Origin of the sequence: Micromonospora sp. L31 (assembly GCF_052068075.1) — a bacterium.
In the GTDB taxonomy this organism is placed as follows: domain Bacteria; phylum Actinomycetota; class Actinomycetes; order Mycobacteriales; family Micromonosporaceae; genus Micromonospora; species Micromonospora purpureochromogenes.
In genome coordinates this window covers 404764-419183 of the sequence record NZ_JBQHDC010000006.1, presented here as the reverse complement: position 1 = coordinate 419183, position 14420 = coordinate 404764, and the positions used below count along the sequence as shown (strand labels likewise).

Below are 14420 nucleotides of genomic sequence, written 5' to 3'. Positions count from 1 at the left end.
CCTAGGCTGCCAGCATGTCCACCGACACCCTCGTCACGCTGCACGGTCGTTCGCTGCTCGCCTGCGCCCCCGACGGGCCCCGGCTGTGCGGGGGCGGCGACGCGCTGGAGGTGATCGGCGAGGCGCTCGGCCAGCGGGCGGAGCTGGTGGTGCTGCCGGTACGGCGGCTCGCCGACGAGTTCTTCACGCTGCGCACCGGGGTGGCCGGTGAGCTGGTGCAGAAGTTCGTCAACTACCGGCTGCCGGTGGTGGTGGTCGGCGACATCTCCGCGCACGTCGCCCGCAGCATCGCCCTGCGGGACTTCGTCACCGAGTCCAACCGAGGGCGCCAGCTCTGGTTCGTCGAGACGATGGCGGAGCTGGAGGAGCGGCTGCGCCCGGCGGCGTGAACCGGCCGGCGCCCCACTGACTGGCGGCAGGGCGTCCAGCCGCGGTCAGGCGACGGCGTCGAGGGCGGTCAGCAGGCGGGCGCGCAGCACGGCGGCCCGCTCGGCGAAGCCGCGCTGGGCGGCGGCGTACTCGGCCCGGCCCTCCGGCGTCTCCACCCGCACCGGCGGATAGCCGAGCGCGGCCAGGTCGTACGGGCTGGCCCGCATGTCCAGCGCCCGGATCTCCCTGGCCAGGGAGAAGCAGTCCGCCACCAGTTCGGAGGCGACCAGCGGCGAGAGCTTGTACGACCACTTGTAGAGATCCATGTTGGCGTGCAGGCAGCCGGGCTGCTCCAGCGCGTGCTGACTCTCCCTCGTCGGGCTGAGCAGGTTCAACGGCCGGGCCGGCGCCGTGAAGAACCGGTACGCGTCGAAGTGGCTGCACCGTACGCCCCGCTCCTCGACCACCGCGGCGGTGCGCTCCGGGCTCAGCCGCAGCGGCCAGGAGTTGTGCCGGACCTCATCCTGGGTCTGCCGGTAGACCATCGCCCACTCGTGCATGCCGAAGCAGCCGAGGTGCGCCGGCCGGCCGGCGGTCGCGGCCAGCAGGTCGCGGATCCAGGCGATCGACTCGGCGCGCCGGGCGCGTACCCGATCGGTGTCGAGGGTGACTCCGGCGGCGTCGGCGCGGTAGTCCGGGCCGAACTCGGCCGGCTCCGCGTCGCGTAGCAGCACCCCCGCGCCCGGGTGCCAGCGGCGCAGCTGGGCCGGCCGGTGCGAGTAGTAGGTGAAGAGGAAGTCCTCGACCGGGTGCCGGCCGCCGCTGCGCCGTCGGGCCAGGTGCGGCGCCAGCCACGCGTCGACCCGGGCGACGTGCGCGGCCCGGCGGGCCTGCCAGTCGGCCGCGTCGAGGGCGGCGGGCGCGAGGGCGGCGGTCACGGACCCAAGGGTACGACCGCCGCCCGGCCGCCGGTCAGGGCACGTCCACCCGGACCCCGGCGGAGAAGACCCCGCTGCGCAGCTCCAGCTGCTTCGGCTTCTGCGGCCCGTTGAGCGTGAACACCAGCGGCAGCACCACCCGGTTGCCGGCCGCGACCGGCTGGGCGAAGACGTCCCGGCCCAGGTTCGCCAGCCGGGTGGCCGGCTCGTCGGTGCTGACCCAGTTGCCCCCGGGCAGGTAGGCGCGCTGGAGTTCGCCGTGCCACGCCTGCTGCTCGGGGGTGAGGTTGCGCACCCCGACGGTCGCGTGGCACCGGCGGCCCGTCCCGCCGGCCGTCTCGCAGGCCACCCGGTAGACGGTGAACTCGAACGCGTTCTCGCGCAGCGGCACGCCGACGCTGCCGGTGGCGCCGCGACCCATCCAGGCGCCACTGGTCGGCTGCTTGGTGGTGTCGATCGCGGCGACCCGCTGGGTGGCCGTCCACCCGGCGGCGACGACCACCCCGGCCAGGATCGCCGCGGCCACGCCGACGATCATCCAGACCGGTGGCGTCCGCCGTCGCCCCGACCCGCCCGGGGCGGCCGGGCGCGGGTAGACGGTGCCACCGCCGGGCGCGGCGGCGCCGCCCGCGTACGTGGGATTGCCGACGACCGTCGGGGCCGCGCCGGTCGGCTCGACGCCGCTGCGCCGCCGCCGGGCCCGCTGCCCCCACCACAGGCCGCCGCCGGCGATCACCAGCAGCGCGGCCAGCGCCGCCGCCAGGATCGGCGGCCGCCGCCAGGCCGGGGCCGCCTCCTCCACCCGGGTCGCCGGTGCCGCCGCGGCCTGCCAGGTGGCGGTCGCGCAGTCGTACGGCCGGTTGCCGTCGCTGGTGAACGCGCAGGCCGGCGCGGTCACCGAGGTGCCCGGCGGGGTCGCCGCCAGGGCGGTGTCCAGCGTCGTCGTGCTGCGGGCGGGCAGCCGGAGCCGCCAGGTCACCGCGGCCGTGCCGTTCCCGGCGGACCGGATGGCCCGACCGCCCGCACTGACCGCGGTCGGCGAGGCGCCGGCCGGCAGCTCCTGCCGCACTGTGGTGTCGAGCGGGAAGCCGCTGTCGTTGCGCAGCTGGATCCGGTAGCCCGGCACCGGCGTCCCGGCCGGTGCCACCGTCACGGTGACCGGCTGGGCCGGTCGGGGCGAACCCGGATTCGCGGTGGTGGCCATCCCCGGCGCCGGCATCCCCGGGGGCACCGGGATCACGGCGCCGGTCGCCGCCGCCCCGGGCGCCGCCGGCGACGCGTGCCCCGCCGGCTGAGGGGTGGCCATCGGCGTGGCCGGACCCGTGGGCAGGGGTGTGGCGGCCGGGCCGGTGGGCGTGGCCGTGGCCGGCGGGCTGGCCGGCGTGGTGACCGCCGGTGCCGCTTCGGCCCTGGTCGTGGGCGTCGCCGTCGGCAGCGCCGGTACGGCGGCGAGGATGCCCAGGCCGTTCACGAACACGGCGAGGGCCCTGTGGTGTCGTCTCGATGCAGGCATACGAACCGAACCTCCGGAGCCGACGGTAGGGGCGCGGACACTCCGCCCGGGTACGAAGTGCCGAAGCTCGCCCCGATCGCCGGCCGATCCCCTACCCTGCGCCGACACCGCCGCGGCCTCCGGCGTCGACGGGGTGCCACCACGTGGGCGGGAGCTAGATTGGCCAGGTGCGTATCGCTCGTTTTGCTCATGCCAAGGGAATGTCGTTCGGGGTCGTCGAGGGCGAGCCGGGGGTGGGCCCGGAGGGCCTGACCATCGCCGAGATCGAGGGCCACCCGTTCGGTCAGGTCACCTTCTCCGGCGCCCGCTGGGCGCTCTCCGACGTCCGACTGCTCTCGCCGATCCTGCCCAGCAAGGTGGTGTGTGTCGGTCGCAACTACGCCGAGCACGCCGCCGAGCACGGCAGCGAGGTGCCGAAGGAGCCGCTGCTCTTCCTGAAGCCGTCCACGTCGGTGATCGGCCCGCGGGACGCCATCCGGCTGCCCATCTTCTCCAAGCAGGTCGAGCACGAGGCGGAGCTGGCCGTGGTGATCGGCGCCCCGGGCGCCCGTCGCGCCGACCGGGCCGCTGCGGCGAAGGCCATCTTTGGCTACACCTGCGCCAACGACGTGACGGCGCGGGACCTCCAGCGCTCGGACGGGCAGTGGACCCGGGCCAAGGGCTTCGACTCGTTCTGCCCCATCGGCCCCTGGATCACCACCGGACTGGACGTCTCCGACCTGGAGATCCGGTGCGAGGTGGGTCGCAACCCGGACGAGATGGAGGTACGCCAGCTCGGCCGGACGAAGGACATGGTCTTCGACGTACCGGCCCTGGTGTCCTACATCTCGCACGTGATGACGCTGCTGCCCGGCGACGTGGTGCTGACCGGCACGCCGGCGGGGGTTAGCCCGCTCACGGAGGGGGATACGGTCACCGTGCGGATCGAGGGGATCGGCGAGCTCACCAATCCGGTGGTGCCGGTCGCCTGACGCGTCCGACGCCCTGTTTTCGCAGCTCACAGGCGTTTCGGGGGGTTGGATTTGGCCTGCCGGCGCGGGGAGGGTAAAGTTCATTCCCGGCGCCGCAAGGGGCCAATGGGGTATGGGGTAATTGGCAGCCCGACTGATTCTGGTTCAGTTAGTCTAGGTTCGAGTCCTGGTACCCCAGCGCAACCGCGGATTCGCGAGAATCCCGGACGCTGGATTCTGGCGGAGTTCCGCTCCGTCCCTCCCGAGGGACGGCAGATGATCTCTGATAGAGTGCAGCTTCCCCACCCGCCAGGGTGGGGAAGCAAGTTGAAGTTCTGGCCCCGTCGTCTAGCGGCCCAGGACGCCGCCCTCTCAAGGCGGTAGCGCCGGTTCGAATCCGGTCGGGGCTACAGTGCTGACAGCCCGTTCCACCTCGGTGGGGCGGGCTGTTTCGTGTTCCCGGCTCCTCGTCTGCCGGGCTTCCGGAGCCGCCGGACCCCCTCGTCCTCGGACGCCGGTGGTGCCGCTAGACTACAGCCGTGCCGCCCACCAGGGCGGTGAAGCAGGAAAAGTGCCTGGCCCCGTCGTCTAGCGGCCCAGGACGCCGCCCTCTCAAGGCGGTAGCGCCGGTTCGAATCCGGTCGGGGCTACATCGCCGAACGGCCCGTCTCGCGACAGCGAGGCGGGTCGTTCGCCTTTCCCGGCCGCGGCCCCGGCCGGGTGCGCGCCTGCGCGGTGGACGGCGCTCGGAGCCGCCTTCAGGAAGCGTCGGCCGGGTGCCGGCGGGCGGGGGTTCGGTGAGTCAGGTGCCGGAGGCGGCGGCTCTGCGAGTGCCGGCCCGCCCGGTGCGTGTCGCGGAGGCGGCGGCCCGGTGCGGCTCAGCCAGTGCCGGCCCGCCCGGTGCGTGTCGCGGAGGCGGCGGCCCGGCGAGCGACTGGTTCCGTGGAGTCGGCCCGCCGAGCGGGAGCCACAGGTGTGTCCCAGACGCTGTAGAGCTGATGTCGTGGACGAATCACCGGTGGGGGTCGGCGGCCCGGCGGCAGTCCGCTCGTGATTCGTTCACGACATCAGCTCCACAGCGAGCGACCCCCTACCCAGACCGGCCGAGAGATCGGATCGAGGTCGCCCCCGGCCGCCGGCCTCGGTGATCAAGAGGTTTGCGTCACGCCCGAGGCGGCTGCGGACGCAAACCTCTTGGTCAACTTTCAGCCCAGGTGGGCCGAGCCCGGGTCGGGCGGCGCCGGCCAGGGGGCAGGCCAGCGCCGGGTTGAGCGGAGGCAGGGCCAGGTCGGGTGTGGCGAGGCCGGTGCGGGGGCGGGATCAGAGGCCGGAGAGGCGCTGGCCGGCCCTGACCACGGCCATGGCGTGGCGTTCGCCGGGTCGGCGGCCCAGGCGCTCGATCGGGCCGGAGATGCTGATCGCGGCGATCACCCGGCCGGTGCGGTCGCGGATCGGGGCCGAGACGCTCGCCACACCCGCCTCCCGCTCGGCGACGCTCTGCGCCCAACCGCGACGGCGTACCTCGGCGAGGGTGCGGCCGGTGAACTTGGCGCGGGGCAGCAGCGGCATGACCGCCTCCGGGGGCTCCCAGGCGAGCAGGATCTGCGCCGCGGAACCGGCCGTCATCGGCAGCACCGAGCCGACCGGCACGGTGTCCCGCAGGCCGCTGGCCCGCTCGGCGGCGGCCACGCAGACCCGCTCGTCGGCGCGGCGCAGGTAGAGCTGGGCGCTCTCCCCGGTGGCGTCGCGCAGCGCGGCCAGCAACGGCTCGGCGGCGGTCAGCAGCACGTCGGGGGCGGCGTTGGCCAGCTCGCCGAGCCGGGGCCCCGGACGCCAGCGCCCCTGGGTGTCCCGGACCAGCATGCGGTGGATCTCCAGCGCCTGCGCCAGCCGGTGCGCGGTGGCCCGGGGCAGCTTGGTGCGTTCAACGAGTTCGGCCAGGCTGGCGCCGTCGACACAGGCGGCCAGGATGACCACCGCCTTGTCGAGGACGCCGACACCGCTCATACTGTGTCCCACAAGCCGAAACTTACCTCCCAGAATTTAGGATGTCCAGATGGTGGGAGTCACTCGACCGAGGACCCTGGCCGAGAAGGTCTGGGACGCGCACGTGGTACGGACCGCCGAGGGTGAACCGGACCTGCTCTACATCGACCTGCACCTGTTGCACGAGGTGACCAGCCCGCAGGCGTTCGACGGGCTGCGCCTGGCCGGTCGTCCGGTTCGCCGTCCCGATCTCACGCTCGCGACCGAGGACCACAACACCCCGACCGGGTACGACGACCCGAGCTTCCGGTCCCGCCGGGGTGATCTGCTCACCATCGCGGACCCCACCTCGCGTACGCAGATCGAGACGTTGCGCCGCAACTGCGCCGAGTTCGGGGTGCGGCTGCACCCGCTCGGCGACGAGAACCAGGGCATCGTGCACGTGATCGGCCCCCAGCTGGGCGTCACCCAGCCCGGCATGACGATCGTCTGTGGCGACTCGCACACCGCCACCCACGGCGCCTTCGGTGCGCTCGCCTTCGGCATCGGCACCAGTGAGGTCGAGCACGTCCTGGCCACCCAGACGCTGCCGCAGGCCCGCCCGCGCACCATGGCGGTCACGGTGACCGGCCAGCTCGGTCCCGGCGTCACCGCCAAGGACCTGGTCCTCGCGCTGATCGCCCAGGTGGGCACCGGCGGCGGGCGCGGCCACATCGTGGAGTACCGGGGCGAGGCGATCCGCGCGCTGTCCATGGAGGGGCGGATGACCGTCGCCAACATGTCCATCGAGTGGGGCGCCAAGGCCGGCCTGATCGCGCCGGACGAGACCACCTTCGCGTACCTCAAGGGGCGGGCGCATGCCCCCCGGGGCGCCGACTGGGACGCGGCGGTGGCCTACTGGCGGACGCTGCCCACCGACGAGGGTGCGACCTTCGACGCCGAGGTGACCCTCGACGCCAGCCGGATCACCCCGTTCGTCACCTGGGGCACCAACCCGGGGCAGGGCGCGCCGCTCGGCTCGGCCGTGCCGGCCCCGGAGGACTTCGGCACCGACGCGGAGCGGACCGCCGCCCGCCGGGCGCTGGAGTACATGGCGCTGACCCCGGGCACGCCGCTGCGCGACCTCGCGGTCGACGTGGTCTTCGTCGGCTCCTGCACCAACGGGCGGCTGGAGGACCTCCGCGCCGCCGCCGACGTGCTGCGCGGGCGCAAGGTCGCCGACGGCGTACGCATGCTCGTGGTGCCCGGATCCGCGGCCGTGCGGGAGGCGGCCGAGGCGGAAGGGCTGGACAAGGTCTTCGCCGACGCGGGCGCCGAGTGGCGATTCGCCGGCTGCTCCATGTGCCTCGGGATGAACCCCGACACGTTGAAGCCCGGCGAGCGCTCGGCCTCGACCTCCAACCGCAACTTCGAGGGCCGCCAGGGCCGGGGAGGGCGCACCCACCTGGTGTCCCCGCCGGTCGCCGCCGCCACCGCCGTGGTCGGCCGGCTCTCCGCCCCCGCCGACCTGTAGAAGGGCAGCCGAGAGATGGACAGGTTCACCACCCACACCGGCACCGCCGTGCCGTTGCGGCGGTCCAACGTGGACACCGATCAGATCATTCCGGCCGTGTACCTCAAGCGGGTGACCCGGACCGGTTTCGCGGACGGACTCTTCAGCGCGTGGCGGGAAGATCCGGCATTCGTGCTCAACGATCCGGCCCATTCCGGAGCGTCGATTCTCGTGGCCGGTCCGGAGTTCGGCACCGGATCATCACGCGAGCACGCCGTCTGGGCGCTGCGCGACTGGGGCTTCCGCGCGGTGATCTCGCCGCGATTCGGTGACATCTTCCGGGGCAACGCGCTCAAGGAAGGCCTCCTACCGGTGGAGCTGGAATTGAAAGCCGTCGAGGAGATCTGGGACCGGGTCGAGTCCGATCCGACCACCGAGGTCGCCGTCGACCTGGCCGCCCGCGAGGTCCGGGTCGGCCCGGCGAGCTGGTCGTTCCCGCTGGACGACCACAGCCGCTGGCGGCTGATGGAAGGCTTGGATGACATTGGACTCACCCTCCGGCACGCCGCCGAGATCAGCGCGTACGAGGCGTCCCGGCCGTCGTTCAAGCCCGCCGTGGCATAGCCGTACGCCCGACCGCTCATCGGTTTTCGCCCCCACCGGTCCGCCCGGTGGGGGCGAATCCGTTACGACACAAGGGCTTTTTTCCACCGAATGTTTGTGTCCCGCCAGCACAGGGCATACCGTGCGCGCAGAATGGCTCGCGTCGAGTCAGTTGCACAATCGGGAGGAAGTCGTGAACAAGGCCGAGCTCATCGAGGCGCTCGCCGCTCGCCTGGGGGACCGGAAGACGGCGACGGCGGCGCTCGACGCGGTCATCGCCGAGGTCCAGGGGGCGGTAACCAAGGGCGAGAAGGTGGCGATCACCGGATTCGGAGCTTTCGAAAAGCGCGTCCGGGGTGCCCGAACAGCGCGCAACCCGCGTACCGGTGAGGCGGTGAAGGTCAAGAAGACATCCGTCCCGACCTTCCGCGCCGGCGCCGGTTTCAAGGAGATGGTGGCCAGCGGCAAGGTGCCGAAGGCCGCCGCGCCGGCGAAGAAGACCACTGCGGCCGCAGCCAAGGCCGCCGGCGCGAAGGCGACGGGGGCCAAGGCGACCGGCGCCAAGGCCGCCGCCGCGAAGAAGACCACCGCTGCGGCCGCCAAGAAGACCGCCGCGGCCAAGGCCGCCCCCACCAAGAAGGCCGCGCCGGCGAAGAAGACCGCCGCGGCCACCAAGACCGCCGCGGCCAAGAAGACCACGGCGGCGAAGAAGACCACGGCGGCGAAGAAGACCACGGCGGCGAAGAAGACCACCGCCGCGAAGAAGACCACCGCCGCCAAGAGCACGGCGGCCAAGAAGGCTCCGGCGAAGAAGGCTCCGGCCAAGAAGACCGCCGCCCGGCGCTGACCTGCGCACGTACGCCCGTGAGGGGCGCCCACCGCACGGTGGGCGCCCCTCACGGCGTTTCCCGCCCGTTGACCCGGGGCCCGCCGGCTGCGCAGAATCGCCGCACCCCCACCGGTCGGCGAGGAGGCCTCGTGCGCTACCGCCACCGCACCACCGTCGTCACCGCCCTCGGCCTGGTCGTGCTGACCGACGTGCTGCGGGTCTTCCTGCCGTCGGTCATCACCATCTTCGGGCAGGCGGCGTCCACTCCGGCCGAGCTGCTCGGGGCGTTCGCGCTCGGCTGGTTCGTGCTCGCCCTGGCCGTGCCGCCGCTGCTGCGCCGGGCCGGCGTCCGGCCGGTGGCCCTCGCCGCCGCGGTGGTGCTGGCCGGCGCCCGGCTCGCCGTCACCGGCTTCCCCGGCGGGCGGGTACAGCTCTGGCTCGCCACCGCCGGCCTCGTCGCCGGGCTCTGCTGGCTCACCGCGGTGGCCGCCGGGTCGAACCGGCCGGTACCCGGGCTGGCGCTCGGCCTGGCCGCCGCCGCGGTCCTGCACGCCGTCTCCGACACCTACCGCTCGCCCTGGCTGGGCGGCGCGGAGGTCTGGGTGCTGGGCGTCGTGCTGGCCGTGCTCTTCCTGGCCGGACAGGCCCTGCCCGCGCCGCCCGCCGGCGCCGGTGGCGCGCGTGCCTGGCTGCTGGTCGGGCCGGCGCTGCTGCTCGCCGGCATGGTGGCGCTCTCCCCGGCGGTGGCCCGCACGGCGATGTCGTACCAGTTCGGGCTGCTGGAGTCGTCGCCCGCGCAGGGCTCGGGAGCGGCCGTCGCGCCGCTGTTCGGGCCGCTGCCGGTCGCGGTGGCGGTCGGCGGGTTCCTGCTCGCCGCGCTGACGCCGCCGCGCCGGCCGGCCGGGCGGTGGATCGGCCCGGTGGCCCTGCTCGCCGGGGCCGTGCTGGTGGCCCTGGGGCGGGGCGAGCTGCTGCTGCCGGCCGTGCTGCTCACCGCGGTCGGCCTCGGTGGCTGCCTGGCCCGCTGCGACAGCGCCGAGGAGCCGGCGCCGGCGATCCCGGCGATCCCGACGACCAGCATCGAGCCAGCGACCGTGCCGGCCGGCGTCTCGTCGGCGACGGCCGCGACCGGCGTCACGCCGACGGCGCCCGCCGGCGTCGCGCCGGCCGCGGGGGACACCGGCGTCGCGCCGGCCGCGGGGGGACCGGGCGACGGCGAGGCGAGCGGATTCCACCGGGCGGCGGGCCGCCGCGGGTACGCCACGGTCGGCGGGATGCTGGTCTTCGCCGTCGCGGCGGTGCTCTACTACGCCGCCTACGACCTCGGCTACCCCAACGGATGGGTGCCGGTGGCCGTGGCCGTCCTGACGGCTGCCGTCGCGTTGTCCGCTGGGCCCGCACCGGCGCGTACCGGGCCCGTGCCGGCGCTGTCCGCCGGGCCCGGGCCGGCGCGTACCGTGCCGTCGCTGCCCCCGGTGCGGACCGCCGCGTGCGCCACGGCGCTGGCGCTGGTCGCCGCGTTGACCGTCGACGAGACGCTGGTGGCCGGCAACCGCGAGGGACCGCCGTCGACGGTGCGGGTGGCGGCGTACAACATCCGCATGGGCTTCGGCATCGAGGGCCGGTTCGATCCGGACGCCCTGGCCCGGGCCGTCGGCCGGGCCGACGTGGTGGTGCTGAGCGAGGTGGACCGGGGTTGGCTGCTCAACGGCGGCCACGACACCCTCGACCTGCTGGCCGAGCGGCTGGACACGCCGTACGTCTTCGCCCCGGCGGCCGACCCGCTCTGGGGCGACGCGGTGCTGAGCCGGTGGCCGTTGGCGGCGGCGCGCACCCGCCGGCTGCCGGCGGTGGGCGCGCCGACCGGGGCGCAGGCGCTCGGCGTCACCGTCGACCTCGGTGCCGACGTACGCCTCGCGGTGGTGGCCACCCACCTGCAACCGCCGCCCGGGCGGGAGCCGGTGGTCCAGGCCCGCGCGGTGGCCTCGTTCGCCCTCGGGTACGCCGCCGGCCGCCCCCTGGTGGTGGCCGGCGACCTGAACACCGAACCCGGCGCTCCCGGCTTCGCGGAGTTCACCCGCGCCGGCCTGGTGGACGCGCTGGCGGCGGCCCGGCCGTTGCCGACCAGCCCGGCCGACGACCCGCGCGAGCAGATCGACCATGTCCTCGTCTCGCCCGGGCTCACCGGCGCCGACGCCGTCGCGCCGCGCGGCACCGCCAGCGACCACCTGCCGGTCGCGGTGACCCTGACCCTGCCGCCCGCCTGACCGGGACAGCGCACCCGCCGGTCTCAGAGCCGGTCGGCGGCGACCAGCCGGTCGGCGGCGAAGGCGAGCAGCCAGCCGCCGCCCTTCGGGGTGTTGAAGTCGTCGGTCCGCCCGGTCAACCGCTCCAGCGCGCCCGGGATCACCTTGCCCTGGCTGCACACCGCGACCGGTTCGCCGGCGGCGGCCAGCTCCGCCAGCCGGCCGGCGACCGCCAGCGCGCACTCGTCGCCGAGCTGGCCCGGCCGCGGCTCGTCCAGGTCGCCGTCCACCTCGATCGGCAGGTCGAGCAGGGCGGCCGCCGGGTCGAGGGTCTGCACGCAGCGACGCGCCGAGGCGGACAGCAGCCGGGTGGGGCGGACCAGCGCCACCAGCGGGGCCAGCCGCTCGGCCTGGGCCCTGCCGGTCACGTCCAGCGGGCGCCCGTCGTCCGGACCGGACCAGGTGGCGCGCTTGCCGGCGCGGGCGTGCCGGACCAGCACGATCGTTCCGGTGACCGGGGGCAGCGCGGCGAACGCGGCCAGCACCTCCGCGTCGTGCGGGTAGCTGACCAGCCGGATCGCCTCGTCGACGGCGAGCCAGCGCACGTCGTCGACCTCGGTGCCGGGCTGGAAGCCGCCCTCGCCCACCGCCCGCATCGACCAGTAGTCCACCGCCTTCGGTCGACCCTCGCTGCGGTAGCGCACCGTGGGGAGCCGGACCTGCGGCACGGCCCGTACGTCGGTCTCCTCGGCCACCTCGCGGACGGCGGCCAGCAGCGGGTGCTCGCCGGGCTCCAGCTTGCCCTTCGGCAGCGACCAGTCGCCGTAGCGGGGCCGGTGCACCAGACAGACCCGGAGGCCACCGTCGGCGTCCGGCTGCCAGGCGACTCCACCGGCCGCCCGGATGTCGACCGGTTGCTCCTGCGCCATCTGATCACCCTACGTCCGGGCGACCCGCCGTACGGGCCGCTCAGCTTCGTCCGACGGCGCAGCGCCGCGCGCCCGAACCGTGACGGCGGCGGGCCGTCCCGGTCAGCCGGCGGTGCCGCCCACCCGGCGCAGCAGCAGCTCCTGCAGGTCCGTCAGCGGCTCCTCCGGGGTGCCGGCGCGGCGGGTCCAGGTGCCGTCGCCGGCCAGCTCGAACGAGTCCACCTCGGGGCTGAACGCGGCGGTCAGCACGTGGTCGAGTTCGGCCCGGGCGACCGGGTCGCTGACCTGCACGAGGGCCTCCACCCGCCGGTCCAGGTTGCGGTGCATCAGGTCGGCCGAGCCCATCCAGAACTCGGCGTCGCCGTTGTTGCCGAACCGGAAGATCCGCGAGTGCTCCAGGAACCGGCCGAGGATCGAGCGGACCCGGATGTTGTCCGACAGCCCCGGCACCCCCGGCCGCAGCGTGCACATGCCCCGGATCAGCAGGTCGACGTGGACGCCGGCCCGGGACGCCCGGTAGAGCGCGTCGGTGATCTCCTCGTCGACCAGCGCGTTCACCTTGAACTGCACCAGCCCGGGCATCCCGAGGCGGACGTGGTGGATCTCCCGCTCGATCCGCTCGATCAGGCCGCTGCGGATGCCCTGCGGCGCCACCAGCAGCCGCCGGTACGCGGTCTGCCGGCTGTAGCCGGTGAGCACGTTGAACAGGTCGGTCAGGTCGGCGCCGATCTCCGGGTCGGCGGTGAGCACGCCGAAGTCCTCATAGAGCCGGGCGGTCTTCGGGTGGTAGTTGCCGGTGCCGATGTGGCAGTAGCGGCGGATCTGGTTGCCCTCCTGGCGTACCACCAGGGCGGTCTTGCAGTGTGTCTTGAGCCCGACCAGGCCGTAGACGACGTGGCAGCCGGCCCGTTCCAGGGTGCGCGCCCAGCCGATGTTGGCCACCTCGTCGAAGCGCGCCTTGACCTCCACCAGCACCACCACCTGCTTGCCGGCGGCGGCCGCGTCGACCAGCGCGTCGACGATGGGGGAGTCGCCGCTGGTGCGGTACAGGGTCTGCTTGATGGCGAGCACGTTCGGGTCGGCGGCGGCCTGCTCGATGAAGCGCTGCACGCTGGTGGCGAACGAGTGGTACGGGTGGTGCACCAGCACGTCCCCGTCGCGCAGCGTGGCGAAGACGCTGCGCGGCACCTCGCCCTCGGCGAGCCGGGGGTGGGTGGCCGGCACGAACGGCCGGTCCTTCAGGTCGGGGCGGTCGGCCTCGCCGTAGAGCTGCCAGAGCGCCGAGAGGTCGAGCAGCCCGGGTACCCGGAGCACGTCGTGCCCGTCCATGTCCAGTTCCCGGACGAGCAGCTCCAGCATGTGGTCGGAGATGCTGGCGGCGACCTCCAGGCGTACCGGCGGGCCGAAGCGGCGCCGGGCCAGCTCCCGCTCCAGCGCCTGGAGCAGGTCCTCGTCGCGGTCCTCGTCGACCTCCACCTCGGCGTTGCGGGTGACCCGGAACAGGTGGCACTCGACCACCTGCATGCCGGAGAAGAGCTGGCCCAGGTGCACCGAGATGAGTTCCTCCACCGGCAGCATCCGCAGGCCCGGCTGTTCCCGGGCGACCCGGACGAAACGCGGCACGTTGTTGGGCACCTTCACCCGGGCGAACAGCTCGGAGCCGCCGTCCGGGTCGCGGACCGCCACCGCCAGGTTCAGCGACCGGCCTGAGATGTACGGGAACGGGTGCGCCGGGTCGACGGCGAGCGGCGTGAGCACCGGGAAGATGTGCTCACGGAAGTAGGTGCGCAGTCGTTCCCGCTCGGGATCGTCCAGCTCCGCCCAGCGCAGGATGCGGACGTCCTCGGCGGCCAGTTTGGGCAGCACGTCCTCGACGAAGCAGGCGGCGTGCCGGCCGACCAGTTCGGCGGCCTTCTCGGTGATCAGCTCCAGCTGGGTGCGCAGCGGCAGCCGGTCACCGCCGCGTACGGGCAGGCCGGCGGAGAGGCGACGCTTCAACCCGGCCACCCGCACCATGTAGAACTCGTCGAGGTTGCTGGCGAAGATGGCCAGGAACTTGGCCCGCTCCAGCAGCGGGGTGCGCGGGTCCTCGGCGAGCGCCAGCACCCGGGCGTTGAAGTCCAGCCAGGAGAGCTCCCGGTTGAGGAACCGGTCCTCGGGCAGCGGCGCGACGGCCGGCGGCTCGCCGTCCAGACCGGTCGGCGGGGTGGGCCGGTCGCCCGGGTCGAGCACCTCCTCCAGCCCGGCGGAGGCCCCGGCGGCGCTGGCGCCGGGGGAGTCGGGCGCGGTGGCGACGGTCTCCTCGGGAGCGCGGGTGCCGCCGCGGCGGCGGGCGCCGTTGCGGGGGCCAGTCGGGTCGGCGGCGTGGGGCGGACGGGCGGGGTGCTCGCGAGGGGTGCTCACCTGCTCATAATCACCCGATCCTGGTTAACGCAAAATGAACTCGGGCGGGTCGGTTCAGGCCATCGTCGGCAATGTCACCCGGACGACCTCGCCGTCCGGACCGAGGTCCACCCGCAGCCGCTGCCCGAGGCGGAGCAGTCGGAGCCCGGAGGCGTCGAAGGC

General features: G+C 74.3%; 11 protein-coding genes and 3 tRNA genes. 9 read left to right on the top strand and 5 right to left on the bottom strand.

Features of this window, described 5'->3' with window-relative positions; all coding sequences use genetic code 11:
* Positions 1–14: 14 nt before the first annotated feature.
* Positions 15–389, top strand: coding sequence for a DUF4180 domain-containing protein (locus ACTMS9_RS19385; protein WP_441144610.1), 375 nt, complete (start codon positions 15–17; stop codon positions 387–389).
* Positions 390–434: 45 nt separating this feature from the next.
* Here ACTMS9_RS19385 and ACTMS9_RS19380 read toward each other — a convergent pair whose 3' ends face one another.
* On the bottom strand, positions 435–1307 hold the full coding sequence (locus tag ACTMS9_RS19380) for a 3-methyladenine DNA glycosylase (RefSeq protein WP_441165617.1): 873 nt from the start codon (positions 1305–1307) through the stop codon (positions 435–437).
* A gap of 34 nt (positions 1308–1341) precedes the next feature.
* Positions 1342–2820 carry a hypothetical protein gene (locus ACTMS9_RS19375; RefSeq protein WP_441165616.1) on the bottom strand — a complete coding sequence of 493 codons (1479 nt, stop codon included), beginning with the start codon at positions 2818–2820 and terminating at the stop codon, positions 1342–1344.
* 167 nt (positions 2821–2987) lie between these two features.
* On the opposite strand from ACTMS9_RS19375, the gene ACTMS9_RS19370 reads away from it, so the two are divergent.
* The 4 genes from ACTMS9_RS19370 to ACTMS9_RS19355 all read left to right on the top strand — a co-directional run bounded on the left by ACTMS9_RS19370 (position 2988) and on the right by ACTMS9_RS19355 (position 4420).
* Positions 2988–3791, top strand: a complete 804-nt coding sequence (locus ACTMS9_RS19370) for a fumarylacetoacetate hydrolase family protein (protein WP_154943356.1) — start codon at positions 2988–2990, stop codon at positions 3789–3791.
* 106 nt (positions 3792–3897) lie between these two features.
* A tRNA-Gln gene (locus ACTMS9_RS19365) sits at positions 3898–3969 on the top strand.
* A gap of 138 nt (positions 3970–4107) precedes the next feature.
* Positions 4108–4180, top strand: a tRNA-Glu gene (locus ACTMS9_RS19360).
* Between the two features lie 167 nt (positions 4181–4347).
* Positions 4348–4420 (top strand) — tRNA-Glu (locus tag ACTMS9_RS19355).
* A gap of 670 nt (positions 4421–5090) precedes the next feature.
* Here the strand turns inward: ACTMS9_RS19355 and ACTMS9_RS19350 are convergent.
* Entirely contained in the window at positions 5091–5777 is a 687-nt protein-coding gene (locus ACTMS9_RS19350; protein WP_088963553.1) for an IclR family transcriptional regulator, read from the bottom strand.
* Between the two features lie 49 nt (positions 5778–5826).
* Here ACTMS9_RS19350 and leuC point away from each other — a divergent pair, with 49 nt between their 5' ends.
* From leuC to ACTMS9_RS19330, 4 genes are all read left to right on the top strand, one after another.
* Positions 5827–7269, top strand: a complete 1443-nt coding sequence (leuC, locus tag ACTMS9_RS19345) for a 3-isopropylmalate dehydratase large subunit (protein WP_441165615.1) — start codon at positions 5827–5829, stop codon at positions 7267–7269.
* Positions 7270–7284: 15 nt separating this feature from the next.
* Complete coding sequence (leuD, locus tag ACTMS9_RS19340; RefSeq protein ID WP_441165614.1) at positions 7285–7872, top strand: 3-isopropylmalate dehydratase small subunit; 588 nt, start codon at positions 7285–7287, stop codon at positions 7870–7872.
* A 172-nt stretch (positions 7873–8044) separates the two neighbouring features.
* Entirely contained in the window at positions 8045–8698 is a 654-nt protein-coding gene (locus ACTMS9_RS19335) for an HU family DNA-binding protein (RefSeq protein WP_441144593.1), read from the top strand.
* 131 nt (positions 8699–8829) lie between these two features.
* Entirely contained in the window at positions 8830–10947 is a 2118-nt protein-coding gene (locus tag ACTMS9_RS19330; RefSeq protein WP_441165613.1) for an endonuclease/exonuclease/phosphatase family protein, read from the top strand.
* A 23-nt stretch (positions 10948–10970) separates the two neighbouring features.
* Here the strand turns inward: ACTMS9_RS19330 and ACTMS9_RS19325 are convergent, their stop codons facing one another.
* Together ACTMS9_RS19325 and ACTMS9_RS19320 are read right to left on the bottom strand one after the other, a co-directional pair.
* Complete coding sequence (locus ACTMS9_RS19325; protein WP_441165612.1) at positions 10971–11855, bottom strand: NUDIX hydrolase; 885 nt, start codon at positions 11853–11855, stop codon at positions 10971–10973.
* 102 nt (positions 11856–11957) lie between these two features.
* Positions 11958–14258 (bottom strand): RNA degradosome polyphosphate kinase, encoded by a 2301-nt coding sequence (locus tag ACTMS9_RS19320; protein ID WP_441144587.1) that lies wholly within the window; start codon positions 14256–14258, stop codon positions 11958–11960.
* Positions 14259–14420: the final 162 nt, after the last annotated feature.

Excerpts from the sequence above, each read along its gene's own strand:
- ACTMS9_RS19385 (WP_441144610.1), top strand. The coding sequence starts at position 15 with ATGTCCACCGACACCCTCGTCACGCTGCACGGTCGTTCGCTGCTCGCC.
- ACTMS9_RS19375 (WP_441165616.1), bottom strand. The coding sequence starts at position 2,820 with ATGCCTGCATCGAGACGACACCACAGGGCCCTCGCCGTGTTCGTGAAC.
- ACTMS9_RS19350 (WP_088963553.1), bottom strand. The coding sequence starts at position 5,777 with ATGAGCGGTGTCGGCGTCCTCGACAAGGCGGTGGTCATCCTGGCCGCC.
- leuC (WP_441165615.1), top strand. The coding sequence starts at position 5,827 with ATGGTGGGAGTCACTCGACCGAGGACCCTGGCCGAGAAGGTCTGGGAC.
- leuD (WP_441165614.1), top strand. The coding sequence starts at position 7,285 with ATGGACAGGTTCACCACCCACACCGGCACCGCCGTGCCGTTGCGGCGG.
- ACTMS9_RS19325 (WP_441165612.1), bottom strand. The coding sequence starts at position 11,855 with ATGGCGCAGGAGCAACCGGTCGACATCCGGGCGGCCGGTGGAGTCGCC.